The following is a 22,350-nucleotide window of genomic DNA, read 5'->3' as shown; positions in this document are numbered from 1 at the left end:
TCTGCTACCATCTGCCGCCTTTACATCCCCCTGCTGCTGAATTTTCTGTGTTTTGTGCTTGGCTGTCGCCCCGAGGGGCAGGAGACGGCGCTCTCTGCTACAACCAAAACACGGTAAACGTTGAAAGGTACTGACATGGCGCAACAAGGCACCCTCTACATCATCTCCTCCCCAAGCGGAGCGGGTAAGTCCAGTCTGATCAATGCCCTGCTCAAGCAGCCTGAGGCCGCTGGCCGTATGCAGCTCTCCGTCTCCCACACCACCCGCGCCATGCGTTCGGGGGAAGAGAACGGGGTCCACTACCATTTCGTACCGGTCGAAGAGTTCAAGGCACTGATCGCCCGTGGCGACTTCCTGGAGTGGGCCGAGGTGTTCGGCAACTACTATGGCACCTCCAGGGCAGCCATCGAGGCCTGCCTGGCCCGGGGTATCGATGTCTTCCTCGATATCGACTGGCAGGGCGCCCGCCAGATCCGCGAGCAGATGGAGACGCAATCCATCTTCATATTGCCGCCGAGCCGTCCCGAGCTGGAGCGCCGCCTGATCGGTCGCGGGCAGGACAGCGAAGAGGTGATCCGTGGCCGCATGGAGAAAGCCATTGCCGAAATGGTGCACTACGATGAGTATGACTATGTCATCATCAACGAAGAGTTTGAGCTGGCGCTGGGTCAACTCAAGGCCATCATCGAGAGCCAAAGGTTGAAGATGTGCCGCCAACGGCAGGCGCAGCAAAACTTGCTGCAACAGCTACTGGCGGAATAAGCTAAAACCAAGTACACTTTTGCGTCATTTTTAAACACCGTCTTTTAAACACTAAAAGTCTAAACACTGGAGTCTGCATGGCACGCGTTACTGTAGAAGATGCTGTAAAACAGGTAGGTAACCGTTTTGACCTGGTACTGGTCGCCGCGCGCCGCGCCCGTCAGATCGCGGTTCAAGGTAAAGACCCCCTGGTTGACGAAGAGAACGACAAACCGACCGTGATCGCCCTGCGCGAGATCGAGCTGGGTCTGGTGAACAACCAAGTGATGGACACTCAGGACCGTTACGAGCAGCAAGAGCAGGAAGCTGCCGAGCTGGCTGCCGTCGCTGCCATCGCCGAAGGCCGCGGTTAAGTCCTCCGAGTCGGCACCCGCCCGGGTGCCGACTGTTCTTCCCCCCATTTACAACCGCTCGAAAACCTCGCAAACTCAGGGCTATACCCTCAATATCACGGATTGCTGAATTACCGCAGCGGGGCATGTCTTGTATCTATTTGAAAATCTTAAAGAAGTAGCCAGTTCTTATCTGCCATCCGAGCAGGTTGAGAAACTCAAGCAAGCCTATGTGGTAGCCCGTGACGCTCACCAGGGTCAGATGCGATCCAGTGGTGAACCCTATATCACCCACCCGGTGGCGGTTGCCCGCATTCTGGGCGACATGCGTCTGGACCACGAGACTCTGATGGCGGCCGTGTTGCACGATGTCATCGAGGATACCCCGGTCACCAAGGCCGAGCTGGCGGAGTTGTTCGGTGATGCCGTGGCCGAGCTGGTTGCCGGTGTCTCCAAGCTCGACAAGCTGAAGTTTCGCGATCGCAAGGAAGCCCAGGTCGAAAACTTCCGCAAGATGATGATGGCCATGACCCAGGACATCAGAGTCATCCTGATCAAGCTGGCCGATCGCACCCACAACATGCGCACCCTCGGCTCCCTGCGCCCGGACAAGCGCCGCCGCATCGCCCGCGAGACCCTGGAAATCTTCGCCCCCATCGCCAACCGGCTCGGTATCCATACCATGAAGAACGAGCTGGAAGAGCTCGGCTTCGAGGCGCTCTACCCCATGCGCTCCCGGGTATTGCGCGAATCCGTGCGCCGTGCCCGTGGCAATCGCCGGGAGATCATCGACTCCATCCAGAGTGAAATTCAGGGGCGACTGCAGGAGTCCGGCATCGAGGCGCAGATCAGCGGCCGCGAGAAGAACATGTTCTCCATCTACAACAAGATGGAGAAAAAAGAGCTGCAATTTCATGAGGTAATGGATATCTATGCCTTTCGCGTCAAGGTGAAGGACATAGACACCTGTTACCGGGTGCTCGGGCAGATGCACAACCTCTACAAGCCCCGCCCCGGCCGCTTCAAAGATTACATCGCCATCCCCAAGACCAACGGCTATCAATCCCTGCACACCTCCCTGGTCGGGCCCCACGGGGTGCCGGTCGAGGTGCAGATCCGTACCGAATACATGGATCAGATGGCCGACAAGGGGGTTGCCGCTCACTGGGCCTACAAACAGGATGGCGACAGCTCGGGCACCACGGCCCAGATCCGCGCTCAGCGCTGGATGCAGAGCCTGCTCGAACTGCAACAGAGCGCCGGCAGTTCGTTCGAGTTTATCGAGGGGGTCAAAACCGATCTCTTCCCGGACGAGATCTACGTGTTCACCCCTGAAGGCCGCATCATGGAGTTGCCCACCGGGGCGACGCCGGTCGATTTTGCCTATACGGTCCACACCGACATCGGCCATGCCTGCGTCGGTGCCAGGGTCGACCGCCACCCCTACCCGCTGAGCAGCCAGCTTCAGTCCGGTCAGACAGTGGAGATCATCACGGCCCCTGGCGCTCGCCCCAATGCCGCCTGGCTCAACTTCGTGGTGACCACCAAGGCCCGCTCCAAGATCCGCCAGTTCCTCAAGAACCTGCGTACCGAAGAGTCGGTGGTGCTCGGCCGCCGCCTGCTCAACCATGCCCTGGGTGCCAAGAATATCGAGGACATTTCGGAATCCCGCATCAAGCAGGTGCTGACCGATACCAAGCATGAGAACCTGCAGGGGCTGCTGGCCGATATCGGCCTGGGCAACGCCATGAGTGTCATGGTCGCCCGCCGCATGCAGGATGAGGGGCTGTCCCAGGGTGATCAGCCCAAGAACAGCAGCAAAAAGATGCCGATCAGGGGTGCCGATGGCATGCTGGTCACCTTCGCCAACTGTTGCCGCCCCATTCCCGGCGATGCCATCATCGCCCACATCAGCCCGGGCAAGGGATTGGTCATCCACCAGGAGTCCTGTCGCAACATCAAGGGTTACAGTCGCGAGCCGGACAAGTACCTGCCGGTACAGTGGGAAGTGGATACCGAGCAGGAACAAGAGTTCAAGACAGGTATTCACATCGAGATCGTCAACCATCAGGGCGCCCTGGCCGAGCTGGCCAACGTGATCGCCGCCACCGGCGCCAATATTCACGCCATCAGCACCGAAGAGAAAGATGGTCGCGTCTACCTGGTAACCCTGCTGATCACCACCAAGGGCCGCATCCATCTTGCCAACATCATGCGCAAGATCCGGGTCATGCCCAATGTGCTCAGGGTCGGTCGACAGAAGAACTGATACCACAGGCGGCGCAAGCCGCCTGATGCTTTCAGGGCGACGCACAGCCTCGGCTCACTGAGCTGGCGCCCGGGTCGACCCTTCGCCCGTGCCAGATGACGACACAGGCACCACAGACTTGATAGAGACAGCCATGACCCCCGAACGTTATCAACGCATCTCCGACATGCTGGCCATGCGCCAGCTCGACCTGACCGTCTGCCTCGAAGAGGTCCACAAGCCGCACAATCTGGCCGCCATAGTGCGCACCGCCGATGCCGTGGGCATCCACAGGGTGCATGCGGTCTGGCCGAAGAACAGCATCCACAAGCGCAAGGGCACGGCCCGCGGCAGCCAGAACTGGGTCGATATCTCTCTCCATAGCGACATCCAGGGCGCCATCACCGATCTCAAGGCCGCCGGCATGCAGATCCTGGCCACCCACCTGGGGGAGCAGTCGGTGGATTTTCGCCAGATTGATTACACCAAACCCACCGCCATCTTGCTCGGCCAGGAGAAGTTCGGCATCACTCCGGAGGCGTTGTCCCTGGCCGATCACCATATTGTCATCCCCATGGTCGGCATGGTGCAGTCCCTCAATGTCTCGGTCGCCGCCGCCGCCATCTTGTATGAGGCCCAGCGCCAACGTGAGCTGGCCGGCTGCTATCAACGCGGCTGCCCCCTCGACGCCGAGGAGCAGAATGCCATCTTGTTCGAGGGGGGCTATCCCATCTATGCCCAACTCTGCAAAGAGAAAGAGATGCCCTACCCGCCGCTGGGTTCCCAAGGCGAGATCCTGGCCGATGACGCCTGGTGGCAACGCATGCAGCTGACCCGCAAGGGCTGGGCTGCGCAACAAGATGACCCCCTGGATATGGAGTGTCCATCCGATGAAATTTAGCTGCCTGCCCCTGCTGGCCCTGACCCTGCTATCCGCCGGAGCCTTAGCCGTGAACAATCCCTATCAGCTGACCACAGAAGCCGAGCTGCCTGCCCTCTATGAAGAGACGCTACCCGCATTCTGGCGCGACCACGCCCGCGAGAGGGAGTTTCAGGGCAAGGCCGGGATCCCCATCCGCTACGCCGTGCTGCGCAATCCAGACAGCGATCGCGCCATCATGATCGTCAACGGCCGGGTAGAGACCTACCTCAAGTATCAGGAGCTGGCCCGGGATCTGTGGCGTCAGGGCTATAGCCTCTACCTCATCGATCACCGTGGCCAGGGGCTCTCCGGTCGCCTGCTGGCAGACAAGGAGAAGGGGTATGTGGTCGACTTCGAAGACTATGTCGCCGATCTCAAGCAGTTCCACGATCACGTCGTCATGGCCGACAAGCCCGCCAAGCTGTTCCTGCTGGCCCACTCCATGGGTGGCGCCATCTCGGCTCGCTATCTGGAACGCTGGCCGGATGACATAAAGGCGGCCGCGCTCTCTTCACCCATGATGGGCATCAACCTGGGGGGCCTGCCCCACTGGCTCGCCAAGGGAGTCGCCGCCACCATAGGCACCGTCGGGGGCTGGTTCGGGGAGCCGCCTTATGGCCCAGGCCAGGGGAGATATCAGGATCAGGGCTTCGCAAATAACGAGCTGACCCACAGCCAGGCACGCTATGCCGCGTTCCGCCAGCAATATGAGCAGACCCCTCAGGTCAAGCTGGGCGGCGCCACCGCCCACTGGATCCATCAGGGCATGATGGGTGGCGAGCGCGCCATCCAGGAGGCCGGCAAGATCAAGACGCCGCTGCTGCTGTTGCAAGCGGGGGCCGACAGCGTGGTCGACAACCAGGCCCAACTCGATTTCTGCCAGCGCGCCCCCTGCGAGGGAGGCAAACCCCTGCGCATCGAAGGTGCCTGGCATGAGCTGTTTATCGAAAGCGATGACAAACGCCTGCCCGCCCTCACCGCCATTCTCGATTTCTTTGGCCGCTACTGAACCCGGGCATGCCGCCATCCGCGTGGCGGCATGCCTCACAAAACACTCAAAAGCTGCTTATTTTTTGTAACCCTAAATAAATGGGGCCTGTGGGATGGCTGGGGTAAACTGCCCCGGCATTCACGTGAAACCGAGGTAACGATGTTCAAGGTAGTTGTATCCGATCTCGACGGTACCCTGCTCAACCAGCAGCACCAGATCTCCCCCCGCACCCGCGACACTCTGCACCGTCTGGTGGCCCAGGGCATCAAGTTCGTGGTCGCCACAGGCCGTCATCACGTGGATGTTCGCTCCATTCGCGACGCCTTGGGGCTGGACATCTATCTCATCACCTCCAATGGCGCCATGGTACATGACAAGCAGGATCGGCTGGTGTTCAACCAGTCCCTGCCAAGCGACGTTGCCGCCGAGCTGATCGCCCTGCCCCGGGATCCCAGCATTCATCTCAACGTCTACCAGGGGGATGAGTGGCTAGTGGAAGAGGAGCTGCCCTGGTTGCTCAACTTCCACGATGAGTCCGGTTTCAGCTATCGACTGACCGATCTCCAGAGCTGTTCGAAGGAGCAGATCAGCAAGGTGTTCTACATCGGCGAACACGAGAAGCTGCTGAGCATAGAGGCCGAACTCAATGCCCGGTATGGTGACCGCCTCAATGTCACCTTCTCCCTGCCGGATTGCCTCGAGGTGATGCACGCCGGGGTCCACAAGGGCAATGCCGTACAGGCCGTACTGGCCCAACATGGGCTGGATATGTCCCAGGCGGTGGCCTTTGGCGATGGCATGAACGACTTCGAGATGCTGGACATGGTTGGGCGCGGTGTGGTGATGGAAAATGCCCATGACCGCCTCAAGCTGGCTCTGCCCGAGCACGCACGCACCCTCAGCTCCGATGAGGATGGAGTGGCCATCTATCTGGAGCAGCTGTTCTCGCTGCCCGCCTGAACCACCCAGTCATAAAAAACGCCCCCGCTCAGTCGGGGGCGTTGTTTTGAGCGGATCTCAGCCAGCGACTAGCGCTTGAACCTGTGCTCACAGGCCTTGCAGAAGAACTCCTCGGAGAGGCGCCGATCCAGGGCACGGCCCACCAGCCAGCCAACGGTTCCGGCGCCCAGGCCGCCGAGCAGACCTCCACAGATTGCCCCCAGCAGAGCCCCAATGGGGGTGCCAAGACTCCCCAAAGTTCCTCCCCAGATGGCTCCCGCCTTGGCGAGGGTCGCCGCCCCCGCATAGCCGCCCGCGGCCCCCATCCCCAGCGAGCAGGCTCGCCCCACCCGCTCATCCAGCACCTTGTCGACCCCCTCGCGCAAACACCTTGGACATCTCATAGCCACCCCCTCGCAGACTCAGCTCCCTGATTATTGGTCAGAAATACCTCAAGGGCACCCGCAATGGACAAATACCGAATTTGGGCCCTCACTAACCCAAATTCCGCCATCCTGGGCCGCGATCCGTGACCCTTGTCGAGATCAAAAATTCGCCAGCTCCGATAATGTGGCCCTCCTCCCTCACCACGGCGACGCCCCCATGACCCTTCTGAACAACCTCTCGTTTACCACCAAGTTACGGGTACCCATCCTGATGGTATTGCTCATCATGTCCGCCGTGATGGCGGTGGCCTACCGCAGCTTCAGTGAACAGCAGCGGATCAACCGGACGGTAACAGAGCAGATACTGCCGGTTCAGAGCGCCCTGGAGGATGCCTACCGGGATCTCTACCAGATAGTGGCGGCGGGCCAGGGGTTGATCGTCGGTGGTCTCACCGAGCGCAACCTCGCCTTTCAGCATCAGGAGTTCATCGACAACAGCAGCAAGGCCAGAGCCCGGCTAGCCAACGTACAAGGCCTGATCGCGAGCGGCCTGCTCGGGGCGGAGCATCAGGCCAGCCTGGATCTGATGCTGGCAGAGTTCGATCGCTGGTTGCCGCACTATGGCGCCGTCTTTGCCCATCCCCAGTCCGCCAGCAACTATCTGGCAACCCATTTCGATGAGGCCGAGCGGCAATTTTCATCCATCCGCAAGCAGCTCAACCTGCTCAAGGAGGCGGTGACGCTGAGCAGAGAGACCTTGATGGCGCAGAGCCAGGCGTCCAGCCAGCATGCCCAGCAGCTGATGAGCCTGGGAACCCTGGCCGCCGTCCTGTTTGCCATAGGGCTGACCTGGTGCCTGACCCGGTTGATGCTGCAGCCACTGCGCAATATGCAGCAGGCCCTGGCCAACATCGCCGATGGCGAGGGGGATCTGACCCAGCGGCTGAGCATCCACAGTCGGGATGAGATAGGCGCCCTGGGCACCGCCTTCAACCGCTTCATCAGCCGGGTGCATCAGATAGTCGGTGATGTCAGCCAGACCGTCGTCGCCGTCCAGTCCGCCTCGACTCAGCTCCATGAGCTGATGACCAAGATGGTCGACAACGGTCTGAGCCAGCAACAGCAAAGTGACCAGATAGCGGCCGCAGTAGAGGAGCAGAGCGCCACCAGCGGTCAGATGATGGCCCATGCCCGTCAGACCGCGAGCGCCTCGAGTGAGGCTGCCCAACAGGTCCAGAGCGCCAGCGAGGATCTGCATCTGACGGTGACGGCCCTGGAGGCGCTGGTCCTGGATATTCAGGCATCGGAGCAGGGTGTCACCCGGTTGGAGCAGGATGTGGTGCACATCTCGACCGTGTTGGCAGTGATCCGTGGCATCGCCGAGCAGACCAACCTGCTGGCGCTCAACGCCGCCATCGAGGCCGCTCGCGCCGGGGAACAGGGGCGGGGTTTCGCCGTGGTGGCCGACGAGGTACGCAACCTGGCCAGCAAGACCCAGCACAGCACCGGGGAGATACAGCAGATGATAGAGCGATTGCAGCAGGGCAGTCAGCTGGCGGTGCAGCGGATGGGTGCCAGCAGCAAACAGAGCCACCAGGTAGTGGCTCAGGCCCATCAGACCCGTGCCAACCTCGGCCAGATGAGCCAGGCCATCGTCATCATCAACCAGATGAACGATCAGATCAGGGTCGCGGCTCATGAGCAGAGCGAGGTCAGTGGCGAGATAAACCAGAACCTGCAAGCCGTCGCCAGCAATGGCCGCGCCATGTTGACGGGCCTGGAGCAGGTACGCCTGACCTGCGCCCAATTAGGAGAGCAGAGCCAGCAGCTGGCGATCACCATTCGCCAGTTCAGGCTCTGATGGCTCAGTCTGATGACTCAGTCTGATGGCTCTGATGGCCCTGATGGCCCTGATGGCTCTGATGGCTCTGATGGCTCTGATGGCCCTTATGGCCCTGATGGCTCTGATGGCTCTGATGGCTCTGATGGCTCTGATGGCTCAGGGTGAGCCTGATCAGCTCTGTGGCTTGAACAACTCCTTGTCCAGATTATGTTTTTTCATGCGCAGGTAGAGTTTTTTACGGGGGATACCAAGGTAGTTGGCGGCCTCGGCCACCCGGCCGGAGAAGAGGAAGAGCGTGTCCTCTATGATGCGCTTTTCGTACTCTTCGACCAGGTCGTCGAGGGGCTCCCGGGCATTGGCAGCCGGTATGGCTCGCTCAACCCCGGCCAGCTTGATGATGCCCACGGCATAGAGCTCGGCCACGTTGCGCAGCTCCCGGATATTGCCAGGCCACTGGTGGCGCTTGAGGGTCTCGAGATAGGGTCTGTCCACCTGGGGCAGGGGCCGGCCTATCCGCTTGCAGCCCTGACGCAGGAAGGTGCGAAACAGGGGAATGATGTCACAGCTGCGCTCGGCCAGGCGAGGCAGCTTGATCCTAACCTGAGAGAGATAGTAATAGAGCTCGGGCATCAGCAGATGCCGCTCCACCAGCCGCTCCGGGGCCTCATCAAACAAGGCGATGGTGCGCTGCGCCTTGTTGCCATTGCGCTCCTGCTCCAGCAGATAACTCCCCAGCCAACGCTGGCTCTCCGGGCTGAGCCGGGCGGGAGCCTGCAAGACCAGCGTCCCTTTGGCACAGAGGGTCAGGCTCGCCCTGATCTCGGCCAGTTCGGGGGAGGTGGCGCCATCATGGACATGCAGGGGACCCTCCTTGCGATCGCTGATGCTGTGCAGCAAGGTGGCCAGAGTATGGCGTCCGCAGCCAGGCTCCCCCTCCAGCATCAGATCCTTGTCGGTCTGGGCCAACTGGTTGAGCTGCTGGCGGATGGCCACTATCTGCGGACTGGTGCCGATCAGTTGATGATCGACCGCCGTCTGGATCTCGCTGCGATGGGACAGTATGTTGCGCCTCTGTTCGAGCGCCCTGGCCAGCAGCGCCAGCAGCGCCTCCGGGTTCAGGGGCTTCTCCAGAAAGTCGAAGGCACCCTGCTTGACCGCCTTGACCGCCAGCGGTATGTCGCCATGGCCCGTGATCAGGATCACCGGGATCTCGGCATCGATCCGTTGCAGCTCGGCCAGCAGATCCAGGCCATTCATCGCCGGCATATAGATGTCTGAGATCACCACTCCGGGCCAGTGCGCGTCCAGCAGGGCCAACCCCTCCTCCGGGCTGGTGGTCGCCTTCGGCTGATAGCCGGACAGGGTGAGCAGATGGCAATAAGAGTCCAGCACATCTTCATCGTCATCCACCAGGAGCACATCGGGGATACGACTGCGGGTTAACAACATGGGCAATACTCCGTCATGCATGGCCGTCGGCGCCCGTGGACACATCGGCCTTATCGGCAACAAATTCCAGCACCACCATAGCACCCCCGGACAGGGCAGAGCCCAACCAGACTTGACCATGGCAACGTTCCAGCAAGGAGCGGCAGATGGTCAGCCCCAATCCCAGCCCCACCGCTTTGCTGGTGGTGAAGGGGGTGAACAGCTTGGGCAACATGGCCTCGTCGAAGCCGGGACCACTGTCGCAGATCGCAATGCCCAGCCGCCCGCCCCCCAATTCGATCGCAAACAGGTTGATCTCCCGTCGCTCCCGGCCAGCGATGGCATCCAGCGCATTCACCAACAGATTGACCAGTACCTGCTCCACCAGACCCGGGTCGGCCTGGATCCAGAGATCGGCGGGCAGCTCATTGGACAAACGACAGCCATCACGCTTGGCCCTGTTCTCCACCAGCAGCAAGGATTGCTCTGCCAGTTCATGCAAGTCTAGGCGGCACAAAGCACTGGTTGTTGGCGACTTGCGGGCAAAATTGCGCAGCGCCGTGATGATGCGGCTCATGCGCTGGGCCAGCCGCTCTATCTTGTCCAACTCTTCGCCCAGCCCCTGACCCTCCTTGGCCGCCAGCTTCACCCGACTGGTATAGAGGTAGGTCATCATGGCGGACAGGGGTTGATTGAGTTCGTGGGCCAGGCTGGTCATGGCCTGACCCACCACCGCCATCTTGGCGGCCTGGATCAGCTCATCCTGGGTTTGCAGCAAATGGCGCTGCGCCTGCTCCCGCTGGGTCACCTCCTCGGCCAGCCGCTGGTTATTCTCGGTCAGCGCCAGGGTGCGCTCCGCCACCAGCCGCCCCAACTCACGGGCCGTCAGCTCCTGGCGGGTCACATCCGTGATGGTGATGATGAACTTTGGCCTCCTGGCCTGTTCGAAGCGGCGGAAATTGAAATGGAGGAAGCGCAGCTCTCCCGCCAGCTCGGCCGAGAGGGTGCACTCACTGCTGCCGGTCTGCAGCAAGGGCTGATCGGGCTGGAATTGTGCCGCCAGTTGGGCGCCCGCCTCCCCGGGGAACACTTGCCAGAGCGGCTGCTCCGGCTCGATGGCTGTCTGCTGAAACAGGGCCAGCGCACTGGGGTTGACCGACTCTATGGTGCCATCCGGATAACAGGTGATCAGACTGGCCTGGGTATTGTTGATGAGATTAAGGGCATTGGTTCTCTCCATCTGCTGCAACTGCTCGCAGAAGCTGCGCAGGCTCTCCCCCAGCCGCCCTATTTCATCACGCCCCATCGTCTTGATGGGCTGATCCAGTTGGCCGGCCGCCACCCCGGCCAGATCCTGGCTGAGGATATCGAGGCGCTGGATCAGCCGCCGTCCGATCAATACCACCAGTACGAAGCCACTGATCAGCACCGAGGTACCCAGTACCACCAGGATCACCCGCTTGCCGGTTGCCACCTGACGACTGCTGTCCTGCGCCAGGGTACGCAGGGCATGGTTGGCATCGGTGACCAGCAGGCTCACCCTGGCATGGTAGCGGGAGACGGAGCGATCGAGCAGGGGACCTAATGCGATGAGCTGTTGCTGGGTGCGCACATCCTCCCCTAGCAGCCGTTGCAGCTGGCCGCCGGGTTTGACCAGGGTCACTATCTCTTTGAGGATCTGACGATAACTCACCGTCGAGGGGTAATCGGCGAGACGGGCCGTCAGGGTGTTTATCTCTGCAATCTTGTAGCCAATGAACAGGAAGGCGCTCTCCAGATCCTGTTGATAGCGTTGGCTGATCACCTCCTCCACCAGGCTCTGCAGCTCATTCTCCTTGAAGGTGAGATCCTGCAGGGTAGAGAACTCCTTGATGATCTCCCCCAGGGTGCCCTGTTGCTTCTTGTCCTCGACCATCGCCGTCAGGTGCCACTCCACCTCTTGCAGCAGAGGGGCCACCTCATCCACCAGATCCTGATGCAGCCAGGCGCTGCGTTTTTGTATCTGTGCCAGTGTGGCCTGATGATCCAGCTGCTGACGCAGGTAGTCCGCATGACGCTCTACCTGCCCCCCCAACTCGGCGAAGGTCTGACGTTGGCTCGGGGTTTCCTTGTGGTCAGGGGAACTGGCGAGGGAGGCCTGGCGCATCTCCTGCAAGGTCGTCGATACCTGACGGGAGAGGCGCTGATAGTCACCCAGATCCCCCGTGTCCCTGAGCTGGGCCAGCTGCAACAGCAGGCGCGAGCTGGCGCGCTCCAACTGGTAGGCCCCGTCGATAGCCGGCAGGTTCTCCTCGACGATCATCCCGACCTGGCGACCGAGCCTGTCCCACATCACATAAGCGGTAACCCCCATGCCAAGGGTCAGTATCGTGATGGCGATGAAGGCCAGGGTGAGCCGCCGTCCCAGGGTGCTGGGCCAGCGCAGCCACCAGCCTCTCCCCCTCATGGCTGCGCCGCCTGTTCGACCAGCGCCATGGCCGCATTCAGGTTGTCCTGGGTGAGTTGACGCCATTGATGCAGCATGCGCTCCGCCTGCGGGCTCGCCTTGTCCCCTTCGTAGAAATCGTCAAACAGCGCCAGCAGTGCCGGATCCTGCGCCTGTTGTTCGGTAAGCGGCGGTGTACTGGCCCGCACCCTGGCCTGCGCGATCAGGGCGGCCCTTCTGCCGCTCCCGTTCCCATCGGCTTCGTCGATGCCTCGCCAGGTCAGCCGCAAGCTGGGCAGTTGCTGGGTGATGGTCTGCTCGAACAGCACTTTTAGCAGACTGGCACGGCGATAGAGCAACTCCTTGTCGAGCACGAAGTCCGTCTGCTGCGCCAGTTGCGGTTCGGTGAGTGTCACCTTCGCCATCTCGGAAGTACCGACCACGGCCTGTCCCTCGGCGGAGAGCAGGAAGTCGATGAACTGACCCGCCAACGCCGACTGTTGGCTGCCCTGCATCACCGCCAGGTAGGTCGGTAGTATCGCGCCCTGACGCAGGGGGGTGAAACCTATGTAGTCGAAGTGCGCCTGACTGGTGCGGGCATAGCTCTCTATGACCAGCCCCGCCCCTGCCAGGCCACGGCTGATGCCATCACTGACCCCGAAGCTGCGCGCCGTGATAGCGGAGAGATTGCCGCCGATCTGCATCAGGATGGCCCAGCCCTGCTGCCAGCCATATTGCTGCAAGATGCTCTCCACCATCATATGAGTCGTGCCGGACTGGGAGGGAGAACTCATCATCACATGCCCCATGAACACCGGATCCGCCAGACTCTGCCAGTCGTGCGGGACCGGCAGCCGGTATTTCTCGAGATAGCGCCTGTTATACATGATGCCGATCCCGGAATAACCGACCACGGCCACCTTGCCGTCCAGGCCGAGAATATGCGGACTCAACCAGGCGGGAGGCTGGGTGTGCACGGGCAAGCGGGCGAGCAGGCCCGCCTTGTCCAGAGAGTGGAAGAAGGTGGGGGAGGAGGAGAGCACCATGTCGACAGGGGCGCCATCCCACTGGCTCAGCAGCCGCTGGGCCGAGAGGGTGCGTCGGTAGATAACCTCAATCTTGACCTCGGGATGACGCTGGGTAAATCCCTCCACCATGGCCTGAGTCGGGCTCTCCGAGAAAGAGGTCAGCACGGTCAGCGCTGCCGCCTGAACCCCAGCGCTGCACAGCCAGCAGGCGATAGTGAGTATGAACAACGGTCGGCAAGGGCTCTGCATAAGGGGGGACGCATCCTGTGGTGAACGGATTTTGTGCGACAGCTCAAAGATCCGGAACATGGTGAAATATTCGTGGTCGGTGGCATGAGCCACTCCTGACTCATTCCCCCCCATTCATCCCTCTCATTTTCGGTGATCCCCCCAGATCGAACCAGCCGGAAGATGTCATTTATGACTCATCAAATCAGTCAGTTGAGTCATCTCTGACCCAAATTCTCGGCTTTGCTGACCCCTGTTATCCCTACCTACTATGCCAAGGACGGCAGAGCAACTTTGCACTATGGCAGAACATCTCTGCACTACAGCAGAGCATCTCTGCACTTTAGTACCCAATTATTCACGGAGAGTACCATGTTCAACTTCTTCAAGACGCGAGCCGACCTTCCGGTCATGGACGCCTCGCCGGACAAGATAAGATCCATCTATCGCAAGTATCAGTGGCAGGTATTCCTGGGCCTGGTACTGGGCTACGCCATGTTTTATGTGGTTCGCATGAGCCTTAACGTGGTCAAGAAACCGTTGCTGGATGCCGGGATCGTCACCCTGGATGAACTGGGTGTCATCGGTTCGGCCTTCCTGTTCACCTACGCGGTCGGCAAGTTCTCCAATGGCTTCCTGTCGGATTACGCCAACATAGGCCGCTTCATGTCGGTCGCCCTGGGCGCCTCCGCCGTCTGTACCATCTTCATGGGCATGAACACGGCCACCTTCTTCCTGGTGCTGATGTGGGGCCTGAACGGCTGGTTCCAGTCCATCGGCTCGGCGCCCTCCTGCGTCTCCATCTTCCAGTGGTTCTCCCCCAAACAGCGTGGATCCGTCTACTCCATCTGGGGCGGCTCCCGCAATATAGGTGAAGGCATCTCCTGGATACTGACCGCGACCGTCGTCAGCTACTTCGGCTGGCAAGCGGGCTTCATCGGGGCCGGTATTGCCTCCGGGATCGCCGCCATCTTCATGTTCCTGGCCCTGAAGGACCGCCCGCAGACTTATGCCCTGCCCGAGCCTGCCGTCGCCTTCGGTGAAGAGCCGGAGATCGCCAAGAAAGTCGAGCCGGCCGAGATCCGCCGCGCCCAGATGTTCATCCTCAAGCAGCCGACCGTCTGGCTCATCGCCGCCGCCTGTGCCTTCATGTACATGTCCCGCTACGCCATGAGCTCCTGGGCCGTGCTCTATCTGCAAGAGCAGAAGGGATACAGCCTGATCGATGCCGGCTTTGCCATGTCCGCCTACCCCATCGCCGGTTTCGTCGGCGCCATCCTGGCCGGGGTCATCTCCGACAAGGTATTCAACTCCAACCGCCACATCCCGACCCTGCTGTACGGCTTGGCCAACATCGCCGGTATGTGCCTGATGTTCTGGGGCCCCCAGAGCCGCATGATGGACGCCGTCGCCCTCTCCCTGATCGGTTACTCCATCGGTGGTCTGGTGGTGTTCCTGGCCGGTCTGACTGCCTGTGACCTGATGCCCAAGACCGCCGTCGGCGCCGTGAAAGGCTTCATCGGCCTCTGCTCCTACATCGCCGCCTCCGGCCAGGAGCTGGTCTCCGCCGCCCTCATCAAGACCAGCGTGGTCGACGGGGTCACTCACTACGACTTCAGCAGTGCCCAGTACTTCTGGCTTGGTGCTTCGGTCATCTCCATGTTGCTCGCCCTGACGGTGTGGAAAGCCAAAAAAGTCGTCAACTACTGACCATCACGCAAATGAACCCAATAAAAAAGGTGGTCTCTTGACCACCTTTTTTATGTCACGCCCCCAGACAGAGAGCCCACCCCATGCGTAAAACCAAGATTATCGCTACCCTAGGCCCGGCCAGCTCCTCCAGGGAGATGGTGGAAAAATTGATCCTGGCGGGAGCCAATGTGTTTCGACTCAACTTCTCCCATGGCACCAGTGAACAGCATCAGCAACTCGCCCGGCGGATCCGCGAGGTTGCGACCCGGCTCGGGGTGCACATCGGCATACTGGCCGATCTGCAAGGCCCCAAGATCCGGATCGCCAGCTTCGCAGAGGGCAGCATACGGCTGCTGCCGGGGGATGGTTTCATTCTGGATGCCAGTCTGGATCCCGCGCAGGGCAACCAGGAGCGCGTCGGCCTCGATTACCCCGAACTGGTCAATGAGGTCAGGGTCGACAACATATTGCTGCTCGACGATGGCCGCCTGCAGTTCAAGGTGGAGCACATTGCAAAGAACCGGGTATACACCCGAGTATTGATCGGGGGCGTCTTGTCCAATCGCAAGGGGATCAACGTGCTGGGGGGCGGCCTGAGCGCACCGGCCCTGACTGAGAAAGACAAGCTGGACATCGTGACGGCGCACCAGCTGGGCGCCGACTTCGTCGCCATCTCCTTCCCGCGCAGTGCGGCAGACTTGCAGGAGGCGCGGCAATTGATCCGGGCCACCGGCAGCAGGGCCGCCATCGTTGCCAAGGTGGAGCGGGCCGAGGTGGTCGCCTCCGTCGAGGCCATGGATGACGTCATCCGCGCCGCCGACATCATCATGGTGGCCAGAGGGGATCTGGGCGTCGAGATAGGCGACGCCAGACTGCCCGGCGTCCAGAAGAGACTGATCCAGCGCTGTCGCCTGCTTGGCCGCCCGGTGATCACGGCGACCCAGATGATGGAGTCCATGATAACCAACCCCATGCCAACCCGGGCCGAGGTGCTGGATGTCGCCAATGCGGTCATGGACGGTACCGACGCCGTGATGCTTTCGGCGGAATCTGCCGCAGGCAGTTATCCGGTTGAAGCCGTTGAGGCCATGGCCCGCATCGCCCTCGGTGCAGAGCAGGAGGCGCTATTCGGGCAGCCACTCTGGCAGAAGATCGGCTCACAGGAGCAACCCGGCCACGGCATGGCGTTGGCTGCCATGATCTCCGCCTTCGGACAGAACAAGGGGTGCGGTATTGCCGTGCTGACCCGCCAGGGCGCTGCCGTCATCGCCCTCTCCCGCACCCATCTCGACAACCCGCTCTGGGCCCTCTCCAGCGATAGGCCCTTGCTCAATCAGATGGCCATGCTGCGTGGCGTGCGTCCCATCTACTTCGAACAGACGCAGACAGATAGTCGCCATGACCACCTGATCGCCACCTTGCGCCAGGCCAACCAGCTGACCGGGCTCGACTCTCTGTTGATCAGCCAACTTGATGCCTTGGAGGGATATGGTCATGAGGATGTCTGTCGCCTGGTGCCCCTGAGCACTGATCCTGTGGCGTTTGCCTGCTGATGGTGAGGCCTGGCTCTGAACAGAGAGGGCCGAATCGCAGGATCCAGAATGCAAAAACCCCGCCGAAGCGGGGTTTTTCTAAAGATGGTCGGTGATAAAGGATTCGAACCTTTGACCCTCTGGTCCCAAACCAGATGCGCTACCGGGCTGCGCTAATCACCGAGAAATTTTGTACTGCCACACAAAAAACGACTTTGTCATCCTTTGCTTACAGTCAGTATGGTGCGAAGAGAGGGACTCGAACCCTCACACCCTAAGGCACTAACACCTGAAGCTAGCGCGTCTACCAATTCCGCCACCTTCGCATACCGAACTAACTGTCACTCTACAGCTTAAATGGGGTGGCTGATGGGGCTCGAACCCACGACAACCGGAATCACAATCCGGGACTCTACCAACTGAGCTACAGCCACCACAGCTGTTTTGTTCCACAACACGCCCGCTAATCAGCGCACGTTTGATGGTGCGCCCGACAGGATTCGAACCTGTGACCTCTGCCTCCGGAGGGCAGCGCTCTATCCAGCTGAGCTACGGGCGCCACGCTGTCGAACGGGGCGAATTATTCATTACCTGAGCCTGCTTGTCTACTCTTTTTTTATTTCATTAACTCAAGTGCTGTTTTTTCAATCACTTGGCAGCGTTTGTAACAACTAATCAGCCATTAGGCCTGGTTTGGCACCAGGATCCCCTGTTTCTACTGCTTCTGTCTCCTTGACTTGCCCTCACATGCCCCTAAAATGAATGAACGTTCATTCAGTGGTATCCCAAGGACCATGAACAAGAAAGAGCGCATCTTCGATGCTGCACACGATATTCTCGCCGAGCAGGGCTTCCATGGGCTCTCTATTGCCATGGTCGCCAAGCAAGCGAAGGTAGCAACTGGAACTATTTATCGTTATTTTAGCGACAAGGAAGATTTGATCCGCCAGCTTTATCGGCACACCATCATGGGGTGCCGTGAGCAGATACTGAATGACGTGAATATAGAAGAGACATCTTTCGAGCAATACCGACAGTTGTGGCTCAATATTCATCACATTTTTACGTCCGACCCGAATGCCATCATCTGCAAACTGCAGTATGAGTGCTCACCTTTGGCCTCGGAACTGGAACGCGACCCCGTCATCATGGCGCTATGGGAACCATTAGATCGGTTTTTTGAGCGAGGTCGTATAACAGGACTGTTTATCGATTTACCGCTGAGGGTGCTGCAATCCCTCAGCCTGGACAGTGTTGCCCTCTTGCTACAACAATGCAGGGGGCATAAGTTGACCCTGACCGATACACAGCAGGAAGCCGTGATACGTGCCAGTTGGCAAGCCATATTACAACCCTAAAACTTCTCTATCAGGAATCTGTTCATGAAAAAGTGGATGGCCATCATGTTGCTGATCGCGCTGGCCCTGTTTGGCAGTGTTATCGGCTTCAATATGTTCAAGCAGAAGAAGATCGCCGAGTTCATGGCCAACAGGCCAGAGCCCGAATTCCCTGTCACCTCCATGGTTATCAAGCCCCAGGACTGGGTCCCGACCATAGAGGCAATTGGCTTCGTCGAACCAAACCAGGGGGTCACGCTGTCGACCGAGCTGGCGGGTACCATAGACAAGATCGCCTTCGAATCAGGCATGGCCGTCACCGCCGATCGACTGCTGATCAGCCTGGACTCCAGTGTTGAGAGAGCCAACCTGCGCTCCTCCACCGCCAGACTGCCTGCCGCCCGAGCCAAGTTCGAGCGCTACAAGAACCTCTATACGAAGAACTCCATCTCCCGTGACCAGCTCGATGATGCCGAAGCCAGTTATCGCTCCCTGGAGGCCGATATTGAGAGTCTGAAGGCGACCATAGCCCGCCGGGAAGTACGCGCGCCTTTCGCGGGTGTCGTCGGTCTGCGTAATGTCTTCCTCGGCCAGTACATGGAACCGGGTACCGACATAGTGCGTCTGGAAGATATCAGCGTGATGCGTCTGCGCTTTACCGTGCCCCAGACCGATATCTCCAAGATATCCCTGGGCCAGACCATCAAGATCAGCGTGGATGCTTACCCGCAAACCGAGTTCAGCGGCAAGATCAGCGCCATCGAGCCAGCGGTCAACTATCAGAGCGGTCTGATCCAGGTCCAGGCGGACATCCCGAACAATGGCGGTAAACTGCGCTCCGGCATGTTTGCCCGCGCCAGCATTGTGCTGCCCACCATCAAAGACCAGGTCGTGCTGCCCCAAAATGCCATCACCTTCACCCTCTATGGCCAGAACGTCTACGTCATCCAGGAGAAGGACGGCGTCAAACGTGTCACCCAACATGTGGTCAAGGTTGGCGAGCGCCGCGGCAATGACGCCCATATCCTGAGCGGCATCAAGGCCGGTGATGAAGTGGTGCTGTCTGGACAGGTGCGATTGAGTAACGACACCAAGGTCAAAGTTGAGAAAAACGATGCCCTGGCCGTCCCGGCACAAGCCCCGATGCTGTAAGCGCGGAGATCTGTAATGCGATTTACTGACATATTCATAAAGCGGCCCGTGCTGGCAATCTCGATCAGTTTTCTGATCGCCTTGCTCGGCTTCCAGGCCATCTTCAAGATGCAGGTGCGCGAATACCCCGAGGTGATCAATACCGTCATCACGGTCAACACCAGCTACTACGGCGCCAGCTCGGATCTGATCCAGGGTTTCATCACCCAACCCCTGGAACAGGCGATAGCCCAGGCCGATAACATCGACTTCATGACCTCGTCCAGCCAGCTGGGCAGCTCGACCGTGACGGCATTCATGAAGTTGAATACCGACCCGAACGCCGCGCTGTCAGACATACTGGCCAAGGTGAACTCGGTACGTTCCCAGCTACCCAAAGAGTCGGAAGACCCTTCGGTCACCTCCTCCACAGGGTCGACCACGGCGGTGCTCTATCTGGGTGTCACCAGTCCTGAGCTGAACTCCAGCCAGATCACCGACTACCTGGAGCGGGTCGTCAAACCCCAGCTGTTCACTGTGGGCGGCGTCTCCAAAGTGGATCTGTATGGCGGTACCGAGTTTGCCCTGCGCGTCTGGCTGGATCCGGCCAAGATGGCCGCCTTCGACCTGACCGCAACTGACGTGATGACGGTGCTCAACAGCAACAACTATCAGTCGGCAACCGGTCAGTCCACCGGCTATTTCATGCTGTTCAACGGGGATGCCAAGACTCAGGTCACCAATACTGCCGAACTGGAGCGACTGGTTGTATCGACCCGGGAAGGCAAGGTGATCCGTCTGTCCGACATCGCCAAAGTCAGTCTGGAGAAGAGCCACGACATCTATCGTGCCACCGCCAACGGCCGCGAAGCCGTGGTCATGGCCGTCAACGCCTCCCCGACCGCCAACCCGATCAACATTGCCCACGATGTGCTGGCGATGCTGCCAAGCCTCAAACGCAACATGCCGAGCACCATGGAGATGAACGTCCTCTATGACTCGACCGTGGCCATCAATGAATCGATCCACGAGGTTATCAAGACCATCATCGAGGCGGCGGCCATCGTACTGGTGGTGATCACCCTGTTCCTGGGCTCGTTCCGTGCCGTTATCATCCCCATCATTACCATCCCTTTGAGCCTTATCGGGGTCGTGATGGTGATGGACATCTTTGGCTTCTCCATCAACCTCATGACGCTGCTTGCCATGGTGCTCGCCATCGGTCTGGTGGTGGATGACGCCATCGTGGTGCTGGAGAACGTGGACAGGCATATCAAGGAGGGTGAGGAGCCCTTCCGGGCCGCCATCATAGGCACCCGGGAGATAGCCGTGCCCGTCATCGCCATGACCCTGACCCTGGCGGCCGTGTATGCCCCTATCGCACTGATGGGCGGCATCACCGGCTCGCTGTTCAAGGAATTTGCGCTGACCCTGGCGGGGGCCGTGTTCGTGTCGGGCATCATCGCCCTGACCCTCTCCCCCATGATGTGTTCCGTGATGCTCAAGGCCAATGCCAAACCGAGCAAATTCGAGAGCACTGTGCATCATCTGCTCGAGCGCATGACGGATCGCTACGACCGTATGCTCCATGCCGTGATGCAAAAACGCATCGTGGTCATCGTCTTCGCGGTCATCGTCTTTGGCAGTCTGCCATTGCTGTTCAAGTTCATCCCGAGCGAACTGGCCCCCTCCGAAGATAAAGGGGTCATGGCGGTGCTGGGTACGGCGCCCTCGAACGCCAACCTGGACTACATCGAAAACACCATGGCGGAGGTGAACAAGGTGCTGGATGATCAGCCCGAGATCGCCTACTCCCAGGTCTTCTCCGGCCTGTTCAATGCCAACCAGGCGTTCGGTATCGCCTCCATGAAACCCTGGAGCGAGCGGGAAGCCAGTCAGAAAGAGGTGCTGGATCGAGTCGGAGCCATTGTCAAAAATGTGCCAGGCATGTCCATCACCACCTTCCAGTTCCCCGAACTGCCAGGTGCGTCCAGTGGCTTGCCGATCCAGTTCGTCATCACCACACCGAACAGCTTCGAGAGCCTGTTCATCGTGGCGAGCGAAGTGCTGGCTGCCGCTCAGGCCAGTGGTCAGTTTGTCTACTCGGATCTCGATCTGAACTACGACTCTGCCACCATGAAGATCAGCATCGACAAGGACAAGGCGGGTGCCTACGGCATCACCATGCAGGACATAGGCGTCACCATGGGCACCATGATGGCGGATGGCTACGTCAACCGTATCGATCTGGATGGCCGCTCCTATGAAGTGATCCCGCAGGTGGAACGCAAGTACCGCCTCAACCCCGAGTCGATGAAGGGCTACTATGTTCGCGCCGCCGATGGCCGCTCAGTGCCCCTTGGCAGTCTGATCACCATAGATGTGGTCGGTGAGCCACGCGCCCTGCCCCACTTCAACCAGCTCAACTCGGCGACCATAGGTGCAGTGCCTACCCCGGGTGTTGCCATGGGTGATGCGATCGGCTGGTTAGAAACGGAAGCGGCCTCCACCCTGCCCCAGGGCTATCGTTACGATTTCATGGGCGAGGCGCGTCAGTTTGTCACCGAAGGCAATGCGCTCTATGCCACCTTCGCGCTGGCACTGGCCATCATCTTCCTGGTGCTGGCCATCCAGTTCGAATCCGTCCGTGACCCGTTGGTGATCATGGTATCGGTTCCCCTGGCCATCAGTGGCGCCTTGATCGCCCTGGCTTGGGGTCTGGCGACCATGAACATCTACTCCCAGGTGGGCTTGATCACCCTCGTTGGTTTGATCACCAAGCACGGCATCCTGATCTGTGAGGTAGCCAAAGAAGAACAGCTGCTGCACGGCAGGAACCGTATGGAAGCGGTGATGCAGGCAGCCAAGGTGCGACTGCGCCCCATACTGATGACCACGGCGGCCATGATAGCGGGTCTGATCCCGCTGCTGTACGCCGCCGGTGCTGGTGCAGCCCAGCGCTTCAGTATCGGTATCGTCATCGTCGCCGGTCTGGCCATCGGCACCCTGTTCACGCTGTTCGTACTGCCGGTTATCTACACCTTCCTGGCGTCCAAGCATGAGCCGCTCAAGGAGTTCGACGAGTCAGTCCCTCCCAAGGCACAGGGCGGTCACTGATCCCCTGCT

General features: G+C 60.0%; 16 protein-coding genes and 4 tRNA genes. 12 read left to right on the top strand and 8 right to left on the bottom strand.

Annotated features, from left to right (window positions below):
* The first annotated feature begins 135 nt into the window (after window positions 1–135).
* The 6 genes from gmk (at window position 136) to M2367_RS16695 (ending at window position 6,215) form a co-directional block, all read left to right on the top strand.
* Window positions 136–762, top strand: coding sequence for a guanylate kinase (gmk, locus tag M2367_RS16720; RefSeq protein WP_259237317.1), 627 nt, complete (start codon window positions 136–138; stop codon window positions 760–762).
* Window positions 763–839: 77 nt separating this feature from the next.
* Window positions 840–1,115, top strand: coding sequence for a DNA-directed RNA polymerase subunit omega (gene rpoZ, locus M2367_RS16715; RefSeq protein WP_005307060.1), 276 nt, complete (start codon window positions 840–842; stop codon window positions 1,113–1,115).
* Window positions 1,116–1,245: 130 nt separating this feature from the next.
* Window positions 1,246–3,363, top strand: a complete 2,118-nt coding sequence (gene spoT, locus M2367_RS16710; protein ID WP_042041214.1) for a bifunctional GTP diphosphokinase/guanosine-3',5'-bis pyrophosphate 3'-pyrophosphohydrolase — start codon at window positions 1,246–1,248, stop codon at window positions 3,361–3,363.
* A 133-nt stretch (window positions 3,364–3,496) separates the two neighbouring features.
* Entirely contained in the window at window positions 3,497–4,243 is a 747-nt protein-coding gene (trmH, locus tag M2367_RS16705) for a tRNA (guanosine(18)-2'-O)-methyltransferase TrmH (RefSeq protein WP_259237316.1), read from the top strand.
* Window positions 4,233–5,273 carry an alpha/beta fold hydrolase gene (locus tag M2367_RS16700; protein ID WP_259237315.1) on the top strand — a complete coding sequence of 347 codons (1,041 nt, stop codon included), beginning with the start codon at window positions 4,233–4,235 and terminating at the stop codon, window positions 5,271–5,273. The genes trmH and M2367_RS16700 overlap by 11 nt, the downstream gene beginning before the upstream one ends.
* A gap of 141 nt (window positions 5,274–5,414) precedes the next feature.
* Window positions 5,415–6,215 carry a Cof-type HAD-IIB family hydrolase gene (locus M2367_RS16695; protein WP_042041217.1) on the top strand — a complete coding sequence of 267 codons (801 nt, stop codon included), beginning with the start codon at window positions 5,415–5,417 and terminating at the stop codon, window positions 6,213–6,215.
* 68 nt (window positions 6,216–6,283) lie between these two features.
* Here the strand turns inward: M2367_RS16695 and M2367_RS16690 are convergent, their stop codons facing one another.
* Entirely contained in the window at window positions 6,284–6,598 is a 315-nt protein-coding gene (locus M2367_RS16690) for a hypothetical protein (protein ID WP_259237314.1), read from the bottom strand.
* A gap of 199 nt (window positions 6,599–6,797) precedes the next feature.
* Here M2367_RS16690 and M2367_RS16685 point away from each other — a divergent pair, with 199 nt between their 5' ends.
* Entirely contained in the window at window positions 6,798–8,441 is a 1,644-nt protein-coding gene (locus tag M2367_RS16685) for a methyl-accepting chemotaxis protein (protein WP_259237313.1), read from the top strand.
* Between the two features lie 153 nt (window positions 8,442–8,594).
* Here M2367_RS16685 and M2367_RS16680 read toward each other — a convergent pair whose 3' ends face one another.
* Genes M2367_RS16680 through M2367_RS16670 form a run of 3 tightly spaced genes read right to left on the bottom strand, consistent with a single transcriptional unit; the run spans window position 8,595 to window position 13,532 of the window.
* Entirely contained in the window at window positions 8,595–9,872 is a 1,278-nt protein-coding gene (locus tag M2367_RS16680) for a sigma-54 dependent transcriptional regulator (RefSeq protein WP_224431670.1), read from the bottom strand.
* Window positions 9,873–9,885: 13 nt separating this feature from the next.
* Window positions 9,886–12,297 carry an ATP-binding protein gene (locus M2367_RS16675; RefSeq protein ID WP_259237312.1) on the bottom strand — a complete coding sequence of 804 codons (2,412 nt, stop codon included), beginning with the start codon at window positions 12,295–12,297 and terminating at the stop codon, window positions 9,886–9,888.
* Window positions 12,294–13,532 carry an ABC transporter substrate-binding protein gene (locus M2367_RS16670; protein ID WP_224431668.1) on the bottom strand — a complete coding sequence of 413 codons (1,239 nt, stop codon included), beginning with the start codon at window positions 13,530–13,532 and terminating at the stop codon, window positions 12,294–12,296. Before M2367_RS16670 ends, M2367_RS16675 begins: the two co-directional genes overlap by 4 nt.
* 372 nt (window positions 13,533–13,904) lie before the next feature.
* Between M2367_RS16670 and M2367_RS16665 the strand changes: the two genes are divergently transcribed.
* The gene (locus M2367_RS16665) at window positions 13,905–15,242 is read left to right on the top strand and encodes an MFS transporter (protein WP_042041249.1); all 1,338 of its coding nucleotides are present in this window, start codon (window positions 13,905–13,907) and stop codon (window positions 15,240–15,242) included.
* Between the two features lie 83 nt (window positions 15,243–15,325).
* Window positions 15,326–16,777 carry a pyruvate kinase gene (pyk, locus tag M2367_RS16660; RefSeq protein ID WP_042043934.1) on the top strand — a complete coding sequence of 484 codons (1,452 nt, stop codon included), beginning with the start codon at window positions 15,326–15,328 and terminating at the stop codon, window positions 16,775–16,777.
* Between the two features lie 85 nt (window positions 16,778–16,862).
* On the opposite strand, the gene M2367_RS16655 is transcribed toward pyk, so the two are convergent.
* The 4 genes from M2367_RS16655 to M2367_RS16640 form a co-directional block, all read right to left on the bottom strand.
* Window positions 16,863–16,939, bottom strand: a tRNA-Pro gene (locus M2367_RS16655).
* Between the two features lie 58 nt (window positions 16,940–16,997).
* Window positions 16,998–17,082: transfer RNA gene (locus tag M2367_RS16650), tRNA-Leu, on the bottom strand.
* A gap of 32 nt (window positions 17,083–17,114) precedes the next feature.
* A tRNA-His gene (locus tag M2367_RS16645) sits at window positions 17,115–17,190 on the bottom strand.
* A 48-nt stretch (window positions 17,191–17,238) separates the two neighbouring features.
* A tRNA-Arg gene (locus M2367_RS16640) sits at window positions 17,239–17,315 on the bottom strand.
* 235 nt (window positions 17,316–17,550) lie between these two features.
* On the opposite strand from M2367_RS16640, the gene M2367_RS16635 reads away from it, so the two are divergent.
* Genes M2367_RS16635 through M2367_RS16625 form a run of 3 tightly spaced genes read left to right on the top strand, consistent with a single transcriptional unit; the run spans window position 17,551 to window position 22,341 of the window.
* Entirely contained in the window at window positions 17,551–18,114 is a 564-nt protein-coding gene (locus M2367_RS16635; protein WP_042043935.1) for a TetR/AcrR family transcriptional regulator, read from the top strand.
* A gap of 24 nt (window positions 18,115–18,138) precedes the next feature.
* Window positions 18,139–19,245: an efflux RND transporter periplasmic adaptor subunit gene (locus M2367_RS16630; protein WP_259237311.1), complete on the top strand. Its 1,107-nt coding sequence runs from the start codon at window positions 18,139–18,141 to the stop codon at window positions 19,243–19,245.
* A gap of 15 nt (window positions 19,246–19,260) precedes the next feature.
* Window positions 19,261–22,341 (top strand): multidrug efflux RND transporter permease subunit, encoded by a 3,081-nt coding sequence (locus M2367_RS16625; protein ID WP_042043939.1) that lies wholly within the window; start codon window positions 19,261–19,263, stop codon window positions 22,339–22,341.
* Window positions 22,342–22,350: the final 9 nt, after the last annotated feature.

The organism is Aeromonas sp. BIGb0445 (assembly GCF_024809075.1).
Classification (GTDB): Bacteria; Pseudomonadota; Gammaproteobacteria; order Enterobacterales; family Aeromonadaceae; genus Aeromonas; species Aeromonas rivuli.
Note: the sequence above shows the minus strand (reverse complement) of the source record. Positions and strands in the feature narration are given on the sequence as shown.